Below are 15005 nucleotides of genomic sequence, written 5' to 3' on the forward strand. Positions count from 1 at the left end.
TCTGAGACTTGCATTGTTCACTTCAAGAGGATGATTTATTTACAGTAAGATTTTTCACGACCGTTTGTGAAGTAGATTTATGTGGACATGCTACAATTGCAACATTTTATACTTTAGCAAAAATGGGATATATTACGTCCATTGCTGATGGTGTAAAAACAGTTTATCAAGATACAAAAGCAGGTAAACTGTCTGTTGATATAATATTCAAAAATGGTAAAGTAGATAAAATATTTATGGAACAAGCTACTCCTAAGAAAATTGGTTCAATTAGTGATATATCTCCTTTAATTGAATCTATGGGGATTAATATAAATGAAGTTGGGGTATCAGATGATATAATATATCCAGAAATAATCTCTACGGGTCTCCCAGATATTATATTACCTATAAAGAAAAAGGAAGTATTAGATAAATTAGATGTTGATATGCAAACTTTAGCAAAGATTTCTCAAGATTTAGGTGTAACTGGTGTACATGCATTTCATTTACCAGAAATAAATTCAAGCGTTGTATATACGAGAAATTTTGCTCCTTTAGTAGGGATTGATGAGGAAGCTGCTACAGGAACATCAAATGGTGCTCTAATTTATTTTTTAAAGAAAAACAATTTAATTGAAGAGAATAATATAATATCTTATCAAGGTCAATCTATGAATAGACCTAGTACTATTTACTGTGAAATTATAGAAAAGAATGAGAAGTCAGTGGTTAAAATTGGGGGAAATGCTAAAATAGTCATAAATGGAGTGATCTCCATATGATATAAAAATCAGCCTATAAATGTTGATTTAGATTATTGGCTTATGGCTTTTCGATTACATTAAAATTGAAAAGCCATTTGATTTTATAAAAATTCATATCTTAAAACTCCAAAACCTGTTAAACCGAGCATAGGATAAAAAACATAATTTCATATTTAGACAACTCATTCGTCAGGGATTATATTTTTTAAAATAATACAGGGAAATAAATAATATCTATACGTTTTATCCAAGTAATTGGTTATTCCAGGGTTTTTTTAAATATCTCTTCTAGTAATTTAATAGGAATTGGTTGATTATGAAAAATTTGCAACATACCTTTAGGAGTTATTTTATATTCAGAAAGTTCTTCTTTATAAAAAGGTACAGCATTTGCTTCAATATTGATATGATCTTTAAATGGTATAATGCGAATAAATCTATCTTCAACATAATATGAAGGCAGCTTAGCCCACAATTTTTCATCTATTTTTTTAGATGTACTGCCAAAGATAAGTTCATGTATTGAATAGAATCTTTGAACTGTTTGATTGTCAAACTTATCTAAATAACTAGATATATCATTATTCATTTAAATCCCTCGCTAATTATATAAATTTTATGGATAGCTATTAGTTATGTATATTATCCCAATAATGTTAATTGTAGCATATTTTAAGGGAAAATTAAATTCTAAATAAAAAGCTATTGGTATATAGAAATGTTGACAATTTGAATCAACCAAAAAATGGTTGTTTTTTTATTCAAAAAAGTGGATTATTTATATATAAAATAGGCAATATAAAACAGAGGAATTAGAATAAGCTACAATGTTTGAAGAAAAATTAACAAAATATAGTTTACAAAACTATAGAGAAATGATATACTAAGAACTGTGTCATAAAAATTTATTATACTAGAAGAGGAGGAAGGTTTTAATGCAAGAGTTTGTTACCTTAATAAACGAATTTTTGTGGGAAAAGTTTTTAATTTATGCTTTGTTGTTTATAGGAATTTATTATACTTTTAGACTAGGAGTCCCACAAATCAGTAAAGTTGGAGCAGGATTTAAGCAGGCTTTTGGAGGAATATTTAAAAAGGACAAAAAAGCTGATGCAGATGGAATGACATCTTTCCAAGCTTTGGCTACTGCAGTAGCGGCACAGGTAGGTACAGGTAACCTAGCAGGTGTAGCAACAGCTATAGCGGCAGGCGGTCCAGGAGCTATTTTCTGGATGTGGGTATCTGCAATACTAGGTATGGCTACTAATTTTGGAGAGGCCGTACTTGCGCAAAAATATGCAGATAGATCTGGCGATGAAGTTACAGGAGGTCCAGCTTATTATCTATCAAAAGGTGTAAAAAGTAAATTTTTGGCAGGATTTTTTGCTGTTACTATAATAATAGCATTAGGATTTGTTGGTAATATGGTTCAATCAAACTCAATAGCAACTGCTGTTAATGCAGCATTTGGAGTTAATAAGGTTATTATAGGAGTTGCAACTGCAATATTTGTAGCTCTTATACTAATAGGTGGTATGAGTAGAATTGCTAGCTTTGCAGAGTTAGTAGTACCATTTATGGCTCTACTTTATATCATAGGTAGTTTTGTAATAATATTTAAAAATCCTTCTGCAATAGGGCCAGCATTTAAAAGTATATTTACAGGTGCATTCACTACTCAGGCAGCAGTAGGTGGAGCTTTAGGGGTTACAATGAAGCAGGCTGTTAGATTTGGTATTGCAAGAGGATTATTCTCCAATGAGGCTGGTATGGGTTCAACACCACATGCCCATGCAGTTGCAAAGGTAGATCATCCAGCACAGCAAGGTATGGTTGCCATGGTTGGAGTTATAATAGATACATTAGTTATATGTACAGTTACAGCATTAATCAACTTAGTTACAGGAGCTAATACTCTAGGCCTTACAGGTATAGAAATGACTCAAAAGGCATTTCAACTAGGCCTTGGTAGTTTTGGATTAGTATTTATAGCTATTAGTTTATTCTTCTTTGCATTTACTACTATAATAGGATGGTATTTCTTTGGAGAAGCAAATATCAAATTTTTATTTGGGCCTAAGGCTGTAAATGTTTATAGAATTTTAGTACTTGGCTTTATCATTCTAGGTTCATTTATGAAAGTTGATTTAGTATGGGATTTGGCAGATACGTTTAATGGTCTGATGGTTATTCCTAACTTAATAGGTCTTTTAATATTAGCACCACAAGCATCTGCTATATTAAAGGATTATGATACTACATTTATAAAGCAACAAAGATAAGAATAAATAAGATAATTATATAATAAATAAAGATTATGAAAAGGGAACAATTGATGTTCCCTTTTTTCAACATTTATAGTAAAATACAACTAGGAGGTGTATGTAAATGTTTATAGACAAAAGCCTAAAGGAATACATAGCTGCTACAGCTAGTGGAGAGCCTACACCAGGAGGTGGAAGCGTTGCAGCTTTGGTAGGTAGCCTCGGAGGAGCACTTACTAATATGGTTAACAATTTGACAGTTGGTAAAAAAGCGTATGAAGAGCTTTCAGATGAGATTAAGTCAGAAATAGCTCAAAATTCAAAAGAAGTTGAAAAACTTGTTGAAGAATTGAGTAGTATTGTAGACGAGGATACAAAAGCCTTTGACAAGGTAATGGAAGCTTTTAAACTTCCAAAAGAAACTGATGAGGAAAAAGCAGCAAGAACAAAAGCAATACAAGAAGGATATAAGATAGCTTTAGAGGTTCCTCTAAGATGTGCTGAAAAATGCTTGAGAATATTAGAGCTACAAGAAGTTTTTGCTAATTACGGAAATGTAAATGCTATTACAGATGTTGGGGTAGGTACATTATTAGCTTATTCAGGATTAGAAGGAGCCCTGTTTAATGTAACTATTAACCTAGGCAGCATTAAAGATGAAGAATTCAAGAAAGAGATTTCAGCTAAGGTGAATAATCTTCTAAATGAAGGAAAGAAATTAAAAGAAAAATTATTGGATATAGTATACAAAAGATTAGGATAAGAGAAGGAAAACCTTCTCTTTTTCTTTATGTAATAATAAAAATAATGTAGTATAATAGTAGTATAAGTAGAAAAGTCTTCATTATTAAAAGCTTAGGGGGGAACAGAATGTTTAAGGAACAACTTAAGGATATCATAATTAAGGCTAAGGGTGCTAAAAATTCGGAACTGGTACTTAAAAATGCAAATATAATAAATGTTTTCAGCGGTGAAATAATTAAAGGTGATGTAGCTATTGATAATGGAAGGATAGTAGGAATGGGAGAATATAAAGGTGATAATGAAATAGATTTAGAAGGTAAGTATTTGTCTCCTGGATTTATAGATAGTCATGTTCATATAGAATCATCTATGTCATCTCCTTCTCAATTTGCTAAAGTAATAGTGCCTAGAGGAGTAACTACAATTATAGCTGACCCTCATGAAATAGCAAATGTTAAAGGTATAGAAGGGATAAAATATATAATTGAGGATAGTAAAAATGTTCCATTAGATGTTCAAGTAATGTTACCTAGTTGTGTACCTTCTACAAATTTTGAAAATGCAGGTGCTATATTAGAAGCTAAAGAGCTAAGAGATTTAATAGATGAAGATAATGTAATTGGATTAGGTGAAATGATGAATTATCCTGGAGTTATATCTGCAGATGATAATGTATTAGATAAATTAGTTTTGTTTAATGATATGATAATAGACGGTCATGGACCTATGATCAGTAACAAAGATTTAAATGCATATGTGGCTGCAGGAATAAAAACAGAGCATGAATGCTCTACTATAGAGGAAGTAATAGATCGCATTAGGCTTGGTATGTATGTCCTTCTTAGAGAAGGCTCGGCAGCAAGAGACTTAAGAAACATAGTCCATGGAGTAAATAAAGATAACTTGAGACGATTTTTGCTTTGTACTGATGATAAGCATCCTGATGATTTAATTAATGAAGGTAGTATAGATTTTAATATTAAGCTAGCAATAAAGTCCGGCATTAATCCAGTAGATGCAGTTAGAATGGCTACATTAAATCCATCGGAATGTTATGGACTAAAAGGTAAGGGAGCCATAGCACCAGGATATATGGCAGATTTAGTAGTAATAGATAATTTAGATGATTTAAATATATTAAAGGTATTTAAAAGTGGAAAATTAGTAGCTGAGAACAATAGGGCTTTGTTCGATTCTGCAATATATTTGCCAGAAAATATGACTGAATCTGTAAAGATAAAAGATATAATGATAGAAGATATCCAAATTCCTATGAAAACAAATAAGGCCAATATAATAGGTGTAATAGAAGATAGTTTAGTTACCGACAGAGTAGTAAAAAAAGTAAATATAGTAGATGGATATTTTGATTTTTCTAATGATGATATATTGAAACTTGTAGTAATTGAAAGGCATTTAGCTACAGGTAATATAGGAGTAGGACTTATTGAGAATTTTAATTTAAAAAATGGTGCTATAGGTTCAACAGTAGGTCATGATTCACATAATATAATAATCATAGGAGATAATGATGAAGATATTTTAATAGCTATTGAAGAAATAAAAAGGATTGGTGGAGGACTCACACTTGTATCTGAAGGAAAAGTATTAAAAAGCTTGCCTCTAGAGATTGGTGGTATAATGACATCTAAACCTATCGAGGAAACAAATTCTACTTTAAAAGAAATGATGAAAATATCCTATGAGGAATTGAAGGTAAATAAAAATATAGATCCTTTCATGACCTTAGCATTTATGGCTCTACCAGTAATACCCAAATTAAAGCTTACAGATATGGGGTTATTTGATGTGGAAAAATTTGATTTTATTGAAGCTTATAATGAGGATTAATATAAAATGATGATTAGAAAATGGGAGTGATTTTATGGTATATTTCGATAATGCAGCAACATCTTATCCAAAGCCAAAGATAGTCTATGATACTATAATGGAAGTTATGATAGACTATGGTGCTAATCCAGGAAGGTCAGGCCATAAAAAAGCATTAAAAGCAAGTAGGGGAATATTTGATACTAGGACTCAAATTAGTAAACTCTTTAATATAAAAAATCCTATGGATGTAATATTTACATTTAATTGTACAGAAAGTTTAAATATGGCTATAAAAGGAGCCTTAAAACCAGGTGATCATGTGATCACTACCTCTATGGAACATAATTCTGTTTTAAGACCTATCACCTTTTTAGGAAAATTAGGGATTACAAATACCATAGTACAGGGAGATTCTAAGGGGAGAATCAATCCAAAACATATTGAAGAGAGCATAAGACCAGAAACTAAAATGATTGTAACTACTCATATCTCAAATTTGACAGGAAATATAATGGATATTGAAACTATTGGAAAGATTGCAAAAAAACATGGAATAATTTATCTAGTAGATGGTGCCCAATCAGCTGGAGTTTATGATATTGATGTTGAAAAGATGAATATAGACCTTCTTGCCTTCCCAGGTCATAAAGGATTATTAGGACCCCAAGGTACTGGTGGGCTTTATATTAGAGATGGTATAGAATTAGCTGAAATTTTTCAAGGCGGTACAGGTAGTATTTCCCATTCATTGGATCAACCTGATGTAGTTCCAGATAAATTTGAATCTGGTACACCAAATGCTCCTGGTATAATAGGACTTGGTGCTGGTATTAAATATATATTTGAAGAAGGTATAGAAAACATTAGAAACAAAGAGGAAAGTCTTACAAAGCATTTTATTGAAGAAGCATCAAAAATAGATGGAATTAAGCTTTACGGATGTCTAGAACCTGGTTATCACGCACCAGTCGTTGCTTTAAACATAGGAGATGCAGACTCATCTGAAGTAAGTTATATTTTAGATGAAGAATATGATATTGCAGTAAGACCAGGACTGCATTGTGCTCCTTTAGCACATAAGACTATAGGAACTTTTGAGCAAGGAGTAGTTAGATTTAGCTTTGGATATGAAAATACCCACGAAGAAATAGAATTTGCTATTAAAGCGTTAAGGGAAATAGCCAAGGAAGTATAGAGAGGAGAAGTTATATGGTTCAGCTAAGAGATTTTGTGGCATCGTACAATATAGAGATTATGATAGGACTTATTGCAGCATTACTTGTATTAGTAGTATTATATCTAATAGCTGAGATAAGAATATCAAAGATAAAAAAGAAATATAATGAGTTTACTAGAGGTGTAAAGGGTGTAAATGTAGAAGAACTTCTAATAAAAACTGGTGAAGAATTGAAAGATATTCGTGTAGATATGAATAATATAGAAGAAAACATGAAAAGTATTGAAACAAAGCTAGCCTTTGCTATTCAAAAGGTTGGCTTTGTAAGGTATAATGCCTTTGGTGATATGGGGTCAGATTTAAGTTTTTCTATTGCATTATTGGACAAGTTCCAAAATGGCTTTGTTCTCACCAGTATTTATGGCAGAGAACATACTACTAGCTATGCAAAACCAATTAAGTTTGGCAAATCTATATATCCATTATCTGTAGAGGAAATGCAAGCCATAGATAGAGCAGTAATGGGTGAATATAATGAAAAGACTCTTTAATAGGGGGATAATTGCAGATGGGTAAAATTCTTTTTATTATAAATCCTGTTGCTGGTGGAGGAAAGGCTAAGGGACTTATTCCATTAATTAAGGAGATAATGAATAAGCATAAAAAAGATTATGAAATAAAGTTAACTACAAGACCTAAAGAGGCTATCAATATTGCAGAAGACAGTGTAGAGAACTATGAAATAACAGTTGCAGTAGGTGGAGATGGAACTGTAAATGAAGTGGCTAGGGGATTAATTAACACAGGTAAAGGTACCCTAGGTATTGTCCCCGGAGGTACAGGAAATGATATGGCGAAAAGTTTAGGTATATCAACAGAGCCCGTTGAGGCATTAGAAACTTTATGTAGGGGGCTAAAAAAAGATATAGATATCGGGTGTGTTAATGATTCTAATTTTTTAAATATAGCTAGCGTTGGGTTTGATGCAGAAGTTGTAATAAATAATCAAAGTATAAAGACGGTAATAAAGAGTGGAATATCTTATGCTGTCAGCGTCATATATACATTATTAAGTTTCAAAAAAAAGAAAGTGAAAATAACTATAGACGATAATATTATGGAAGAAAAGATAATATTGTTGGCAGTTGGCAATGGGAAATATTATGGTGGTGGAATGAAAATTTTACCTATGGCAAAAGTTGATGATGAATACTTAGATATATGTATAGTTTCGAATATTAATAAATTAAAGCTACTATTTTTATTTCCTACTATTTTTAAAGGGAATCATATTAAATATAAGAAGTATGTTAAAATGTATAAGGGAAAAACTATTAAGGTAGAGACAAGAGATAAAATATATATAAATATAGACGGAGAAATAGCTCCAGATATGAAAGAGATCGTGTTTTCTATGGAAGATAAAAAATTAAATGTATTATGTGAAGAAAAGTAGCCTTCGGCTACTTTTCTAATATATAACTTTCATCCTTATCACTATATAATCTAGAAAGTGATAAATAAATACTTTTTGATATAATATCAGCCATATTCATTACTAAAGATAATCGAGTATTTTGTAATACCATAAATTCCATCATTCCACCAATATTTACAATTCCAGTAATTGCTATATCTCCTACGGCAGGCAATACTTTATTGACACCAGCTCCTGGTCTTAAAGGAGAGTTTTTAATCGATAAATATCCTATACGATCTTGCTTACCGAGAGAAGAATCTACAGCAATTATAAAAGGGTTTCTATGGTTTTCATTTATCTTATCAAGATTTTCCTCCAGATTTTGAGCATGAATAGGATATTCTAAAGTACCTATTAGACTCACATCTTTAAAGTTTTTTATTATTGGGGATAGTTTATGCCCCACTAGGGGACCTAGAGCATCTCCTGTAGATCTATCCGTTCCAATACAAAGTATGACTAAGTCTCTGTTTCTTTCATGTTCTTCGGACAAATACTTGAAAACTAGATTTGAAAATCTAGATAAAGCAAAAGGCGAAGATGAGTCTATGTAGTTATTTTTTATAAATATGTTCATTATACCCTCCTATTTCTCTTATTATTTATTTGTATTAAAGATAAAAGGATATTAGAAGTATTACCTTAAAATAAATATAAATACTTTTACTGATAAGAATAAAAAATATTAAGAAATTTTAATATTTTTAATATGATTTTTATAACATAATAAATGATATAGAAATACGTTGAAATGACTAGAATATTAGTAGATGTATAAACTATGGCAAATAGAATATAATAAGACTAATTAGACATGCTAGAGAGTTGAAAAAAAAATAATCTGTGATATAATTGTTACAGAATGATTACAAACAGATTACAAATGTGATTTAGATAGTCTTGGACTAGGAGGGTACAATATGGAAAATCCCAATCATATAAGAATGAGTTTAGAGTATATAAGAAAAAAAATAAATAAAATTATTGATTGCGGTAAGAAAATTCAAATTAAAAATATAAATTTTAAAAGCATACATATGAAAATGGTTCTAACTGGATTAATGATTATATCTATAATAGCTTTAAGTATTACAGGATATAAAGCTAGTCAAATTAGATTGAAAGCATTCGATGTTTATCTTGGTGAGGATAAAGTAGGTACTATTAGGCAACAAGAAGAAGTTTTATCTATAATGGATAATCTAGAAAAAGAATTAGCAGGTACATATAATATAGATATAGTTTTAGATAAGGATGTTAAATTTCAGGAAGTAAAAGCTAAAGACGATCTAATAACATCTAGTGATGAATTGAAAAAAGAAATTAAGTCAAAGATTAGTTTTTTAGTATATGGATATGTACTTAAAGTCAATGATATGGAAGTAGGGGCATTAAAGACTAAAGAAGAAATTGAAGATATAATTAATAGAATAAAGCAGCCTTATGAAGAGAGTAACAAAGAAGATACTAATATAAAAGAAATAAAGATAGTTGAAAATGTAGAAATAGCTAAAAAAGAGATGCCATTGTACAAAATCGGCAATGTAGAAGATTTATACAATTATTTATTGACAAGTTCAGAGGAGATAAAAACTCATACAGTTGAAGTAGGAGAAAGTTTTTGGACTATAGCAAAGATATATAACTTATCTGTTGATGACTTAATATCTGCTAATCCAGATAAGAATCCAGAGAAGATACAAATAGGCGATGAGGTAAAATTAGTTGTACCAAAACCTGTTCTTACAGTAGCTACAGTGGCAGAAGTAGAGTATACTGAAAAAATAAAGTATGAAACAGAATTTGAATATAATGATAAGATGTATAAAACTGAGAAGAAAACCAAGGTAACTGGTGCTAATGGTGAAAGAAAAGTCGTAGCAAATGAAGTAAAGCATAATGGTATTCTAGTAGAGAAAGAGATTGTGAAAGAAGAGATACTTCAAAATCCTACTACAGAAGTTATAATTAAAGGTACTAAAGAACCTCCTAAAACAGTTGCAACAGGCGCATTTTCAATGCCTACTAGGGGAACTATTTCTTCTAGATATGGTATGAGAAATGGAAGGATGCATAGAGGTCTTGATATTGCAGCAAAAACGGGAACAGCTATAAATGCTGCTGATGGAGGTAAAGTAGTATATGCAGGATATAGAGGTGCTTTTGGTAACTTAGTTGAAATTGATCATGGAAATGGTTTTAAGACTAGATATGCTCATTGTAGTAAGATACTGGTAAAAGTAGGAGATAAAGTATATAAGGGTCAACATATAGCTAATGTGGGAAATACTGGTAGATCCACAGGATCACATCTTCATTTTGAAGTCTTAAAAAATGGAAAAAATTATAATCCAAGTAACTATTTAAAATAGAGGAAGCCTTCGCTTCCTCTATTTGTTTTAGAATCTAGAGTCTAATAGAAAAACGATTACTAATAATATTAATATACTCTCAAAGATTTCACTTTCACCAAATATTGAATTTACTTGTTGATTATTTTCTATCTTATTTATTGTATCTCCAAATAACATTTTAAGGTTCAACATACCCGCTCCTTGATTTTCTTTTGATTCTTTTAAATCTATACAAGATGCTGTAATCCTATCCCTTATTTCTTGTGGTGAAAGATTTCCATGCTTATTTAATAAAAGTGCCACGGAGCCTGAAACTAAAGGTGTAGCCATAGATGTACCGCTTAGAGAAGCATAACTATCTAATTTAGTATTAGATAAAGATTTTATATTTACTCCAGGAGCTACTATATCAGGTTTCATTAGACCTTCTATAGTTGGACCGCGACTAGAGAATGGAGCAATGGTATCATCAGATGGATCTATAGTTCTTTTATCATCAACAGCTCCAACAGTTATAACATTCCTACTAATACCTGGAGATAATATAGTACCTTCTTTAGGACCACTATTACCTGCAGCAGCAATTACTATTAATCCTGCTTTTACAGCCATATCAACAGCTTTACATAAAGGATCTTTGTCACATGAGTTATTCGCAGGAGTACCTAAAGAGATATTTATTATTTTTGTATTATATTTGTCCTTAGTTTCTACTACATATGATATAGCTGCAATTATATCAGAAGTGCTTCCTCCACCATATTCATCTAAAGCTTTGATTCCCAATATATTGGCTTTAGGAGCTACTCCCATATATTTCCCATTAGAGGACAATCCATTTCCTGCAATAATTCCAGCTACATGAGTACCATGACCATTATCATCATATGGAATTTCTTTACCACTTATCATATCTTTAAACCCAACGATTCTATTAGTAGGTCTAGTTAAATCATAATGAGGAGCTACACCTGTATCGATTACAGCTACTGTAATGCCTTTACCTTCATAGCCTTTGTCATGAGGAAAGTATGCATCCATAGTAGGAGTTGCAATATCTAATAGCGTGTATACCTTTGAGTCAAAACTGATGTAATCTACCTCTGGACTATTTACAATCCGATATATGGTTTCAGTAGACATAAGCCCAGCAAATCCATCTATTAGAGGTAAGTTAGTCTTGATTCTATTAGATAAATTATTGATATTCTTTTTTAGATTTGATCCACTATTATTAAATTGTACGATTACAGGCACATCTTCCATGGATTGAGACATTATTTTTGCACTTAGAATAGGGCAAAGTTTAGTATTAATTATTTTTTTCACTATTACCACCTTCCTTGGTCTATTCTATGCTGCAAAAAAATAAAATGTGTCAAAAAGAATAGAAGACTTTAATTTTAAATTAATACATTATGGAAGTCTTCTATAAAATTTATTTAGACAAAGATTAAACTAAGATTAAATAGAAATTTTTTATATATTATAAAGTTATTCTCACCACGTCGATACTTTTCACATGCTCTATTTTAGTTTCTTTACTAGAATTCATACAACTTCCAATGAAAAAACCTCCTTAAGTGGAGCAAGTAATTTTAATTAATTACATTGTCACTTAGGAGGTATCATCTCATAGGGATTTTTCTATTTTTTAATAAATAATTTACTAACTTCACCTACGATTAAAGGAATAAAGGCATATTCTAAAATTGCAGCCCAGTCCCTTACACCAAGAGAGAAGGTATTAAATATTGGTTGCATAAATGGTATATATAGGACTCCAAGTAATAAAATAAATGAGAATAGAGTTCCATATACTAAGGTTTTATTTGTAAAAAATCCTATTTTAAATAAAGTATATCTCTGAGACCTACTAGAGTAAGCCCTTAATAATTCTGCTGTTATTAAAGCTGTAAAAGTTATAGTTCTTGCTTTATCTATATTATCTGCATAGGTAGAAAGCCCCCATCTATAAGCAAGCAAAGCTGCTCCTCCAACCGCTAAACTCTGTAGCAATATTCCTACTAACATATTTCTAGTAAGAATAGGTTCATTAGGGTTTCTAGGAGAAACCTTCATAATATCAGGATCGCCTTTTTCAACTCCTAAAGCTAGTGCAGGGAAACTATCAGTAACTAAATTTAACCACAGTAGCTGGATTGGTAATAAAGGCACTGGTAAATTTAACAGTATACTAGTAAAGACTAAAAATATCTCTCCTATATTGCAGGATAGTAAGAAGAAAACAAATTTCTTAATATTACTATATATTATTCTACCTTCTTCTACAGCAGATACAATAGATGCAAAATTATCATCAGTTAAAATTAATTCTGCAGTATTTTTAGCTACATCTGTACCAGTAATACCCATTGATACACCAATATCAGCTCTCTTTAGAGCCAGTGCATCATTTACTCCGTCGCCGGTCATAGCAGTTATCTCACCATTAGCTTTTAGTGCACTTACTATTCTTACCTTATGTTCTGGTGAAACTCTAGCATAGACTTTTACATCTTTTACTACTTCTCTTAGTTCTTCATCGGAAATCTTATTCAATTCTTCTCCCATCATAGCTTCATCTATGGATTCTGCCATTCCAAGTTCTTTTGCTATGGCGAAAGCAGTTTCCTTATAATCTCCTGTAATCATAACAGTCTGTATACCTGCTTCCTTACATTTAGCTATAGCATCTTTAGCCTCTGGCCTTGCAGGGTCTATCATACCTACCAATCCTATAAGGGTCATGTCTACTTCATTTAAATCAGGGGAGATGTCTTTTGGTAATTCATTATATTCTTTATAGGCAAAGGCTAAAACCCTTAAAGCATCTTTTGAAAAATAGCTATTTACTTTTAATACTTCTTCTTTCATATTATCATCAAGATCCATAACCTTGCCATTTATACTAATACGATTACATCTATTAATAATTATATCTGGAGCTCCTTTAGTAAAGGAAACAATTTTATTAGGTATATAATCTTTATGAAATGTGGTCATCATTTTTCTATCTGAATCAAAAGGTATTTCTTCTATTCGAGGAAACTCATTATTAATTGTATGTTTATTAATATTACCTTTACCAGCCAAGGTGACTAGAGCACCCTCTGTAGGATCTCCAATAACTTTATATCCATCAGATGTTTTTTCTAAGTCAGCATCATTAGCTAATGCAGATATGGAGAGGAGTGTTTGCAAATCACCTATATCTTCTACTTTTATATTTTCTCCTTCTAACTTAAAATCTCCAGTTGGCTCATAACCTCCACCAGTTACATCTATTATTTTTCCATCTGTAAATACTTTAACTACCGTCATTTCATTTTGAGTTAATGTACCAGTTTTATCAGAACAAATGATTGTAGTAGAACCCAAGGTTTCAACTGCTAAAAGTTTTTTTACAATAGCATGTCGTTTAACCATTCTATTCATACCAATAGCTAATACGATAGTTACAATTGCAGGCAGACCCTCAGGTATAGCTGCTACTGCTAAACTTATTGCAACCATAAACATTTCTAAAACCTCTCTGCCCTGAAGAAGTCCCATACCGAAGACAGCGATACAAATAAATATTGTAGTAAGACCTAGTACTTTCCCTAATTGATTTAATTGTTTTTGTAGAGGAGTCACTTCATCTTCAAAGGATTGAATCATAGTAGCTATTTTTCCAATTTCTGTATCATGACCTGTGCCTACAACAATACCTTTTCCTCTACCATAGGTAATTGCAGTGCTCATATAGGCCATATTTTTTCTATCACCTAAAGATACTTCATCTTCAAAAGTTATATTACTATCTTTTTCTACTGGTACTGATTCACCAGTTAGGGAGGCTTCCTCAATTTTTAAATTGGAACTTTCCACAAGTCTTAAGTCTGCAGGTATAATATCCCCTGCATCTAAGGATACAACATCTCCTGGCACCAAAGTATTAGCAGGAACTATTACTAAATTACCGTTTCTAATAACTTTAGCATTAGGTGAAGACATTTTCTTAAGCGCATCTAAAGCTTTTTCAGCTCTGCCTTCCTGATAGATGCCTAAGAATGCATTGACAATAACTATGGCTAGTATAACTATAGCATCCTTTGATTCACCAACAGCAAATGAAACGACTGCAGCCCCTATTAAAATTAAAATAAGAAAATCTGAAAACTGAGCTATAACCTTAGAGAGAAAACTTTTTTTATCCTCTTCCTTCAAATCATTAGGACCATACTTTTCCAGTCTAAGATCCACTTCATCTTTAGTCAATCCAGAATTAATATTGGTATCCAAGTCCAACAACAACTCTTCTTTACTTTCTCTGTACCATTCTTTCAAAGATATCCCCTTCCTTCTAAATCTTATTAATTAGTATACCACTTATAAATAAAATAAAACAAAAAAGACCCTTGG

The 15005-nt window shown here is 31.4% G+C and carries 12 protein-coding genes; 8 read left to right on the plus strand and 4 right to left on the minus strand.

Annotated elements, in window-relative coordinates; translation table 11 throughout:
- The first annotated feature begins 8 nt into the window (after positions 1 to 8).
- Positions 9 to 764 (plus strand): PhzF family phenazine biosynthesis protein, encoded by a 756-nt coding sequence (locus tag CIW83_RS18000; protein ID WP_094903784.1) that lies wholly within the window; start codon positions 9 to 11, stop codon positions 762 to 764.
- Positions 765 to 1005: 241 nt separating this feature from the next.
- On the opposite strand, the gene CIW83_RS18005 is transcribed toward CIW83_RS18000, so the two are convergent.
- Positions 1006 to 1335: a hypothetical protein gene (locus tag CIW83_RS18005; RefSeq protein WP_094903786.1), complete on the minus strand. Its 330-nt coding sequence runs from the start codon at positions 1333 to 1335 to the stop codon at positions 1006 to 1008.
- Between the two features lie 346 nt (positions 1336 to 1681).
- On the opposite strand from CIW83_RS18005, the gene CIW83_RS18010 reads away from it, so the two are divergent.
- The 6 genes from CIW83_RS18010 (at position 1682) to CIW83_RS18035 (ending at position 8220) form a co-directional block, all read left to right on the plus strand.
- Positions 1682 to 3028 carry a sodium:alanine symporter family protein gene (locus CIW83_RS18010; RefSeq protein WP_094903788.1) on the plus strand — a complete coding sequence of 449 codons (1347 nt, stop codon included), beginning with the start codon at positions 1682 to 1684 and terminating at the stop codon, positions 3026 to 3028.
- 106 nt (positions 3029 to 3134) lie between these two features.
- Positions 3135 to 3773 carry a cyclodeaminase/cyclohydrolase family protein gene (locus tag CIW83_RS18015; RefSeq protein ID WP_094903790.1) on the plus strand — a complete coding sequence of 213 codons (639 nt, stop codon included), beginning with the start codon at positions 3135 to 3137 and terminating at the stop codon, positions 3771 to 3773.
- A 107-nt stretch (positions 3774 to 3880) separates the two neighbouring features.
- The gene (ade, locus tag CIW83_RS18020) at positions 3881 to 5605 is read left to right on the plus strand and encodes an adenine deaminase (RefSeq protein ID WP_094903792.1); all 1725 of its coding nucleotides are present in this window, start codon (positions 3881 to 3883) and stop codon (positions 5603 to 5605) included.
- 34 nt (positions 5606 to 5639) lie between these two features.
- Complete coding sequence (locus CIW83_RS18025) at positions 5640 to 6782, plus strand: aminotransferase class V-fold PLP-dependent enzyme (RefSeq protein WP_094903794.1); 1143 nt, start codon at positions 5640 to 5642, stop codon at positions 6780 to 6782.
- A 14-nt stretch (positions 6783 to 6796) separates the two neighbouring features.
- On the plus strand, positions 6797 to 7315 hold the full coding sequence (locus tag CIW83_RS18030; RefSeq protein ID WP_094903796.1) for a DUF4446 family protein: 519 nt from the start codon (positions 6797 to 6799) through the stop codon (positions 7313 to 7315).
- Between the two features lie 17 nt (positions 7316 to 7332).
- Complete coding sequence (locus tag CIW83_RS18035) at positions 7333 to 8220, plus strand: diacylglycerol kinase family protein (RefSeq protein ID WP_094903798.1); 888 nt, start codon at positions 7333 to 7335, stop codon at positions 8218 to 8220.
- 7 nt (positions 8221 to 8227) lie between these two features.
- Here the strand turns inward: CIW83_RS18035 and yyaC are convergent, their stop codons facing one another.
- Positions 8228 to 8821 carry a spore protease YyaC gene (yyaC, locus tag CIW83_RS18040; protein ID WP_094903800.1) on the minus strand — a complete coding sequence of 198 codons (594 nt, stop codon included), beginning with the start codon at positions 8819 to 8821 and terminating at the stop codon, positions 8228 to 8230.
- A gap of 343 nt (positions 8822 to 9164) precedes the next feature.
- Here yyaC and CIW83_RS18045 point away from each other — a divergent pair, with 343 nt between their 5' ends.
- Complete coding sequence (locus CIW83_RS18045) at positions 9165 to 10616, plus strand: M23 family metallopeptidase (RefSeq protein WP_094903802.1); 1452 nt, start codon at positions 9165 to 9167, stop codon at positions 10614 to 10616.
- 27 nt (positions 10617 to 10643) lie between these two features.
- On the opposite strand, the gene CIW83_RS18050 is transcribed toward CIW83_RS18045, so the two are convergent.
- Positions 10644 to 11927, minus strand: coding sequence for a S8 family peptidase (locus CIW83_RS18050; protein ID WP_094903804.1), 1284 nt, complete (start codon positions 11925 to 11927; stop codon positions 10644 to 10646).
- Between the two features lie 318 nt (positions 11928 to 12245).
- Complete coding sequence (locus CIW83_RS18055; protein WP_094903806.1) at positions 12246 to 14930, minus strand: calcium-translocating P-type ATPase, SERCA-type; 2685 nt, start codon at positions 14928 to 14930, stop codon at positions 12246 to 12248.
- Positions 14931 to 15005: the final 75 nt, after the last annotated feature.

Source organism: Tissierella sp. P1 (assembly GCF_002266425.1).
Lineage (GTDB): Bacteria > Bacillota > Clostridia > Tissierellales > Tissierellaceae > Tissierella > Tissierella carlieri.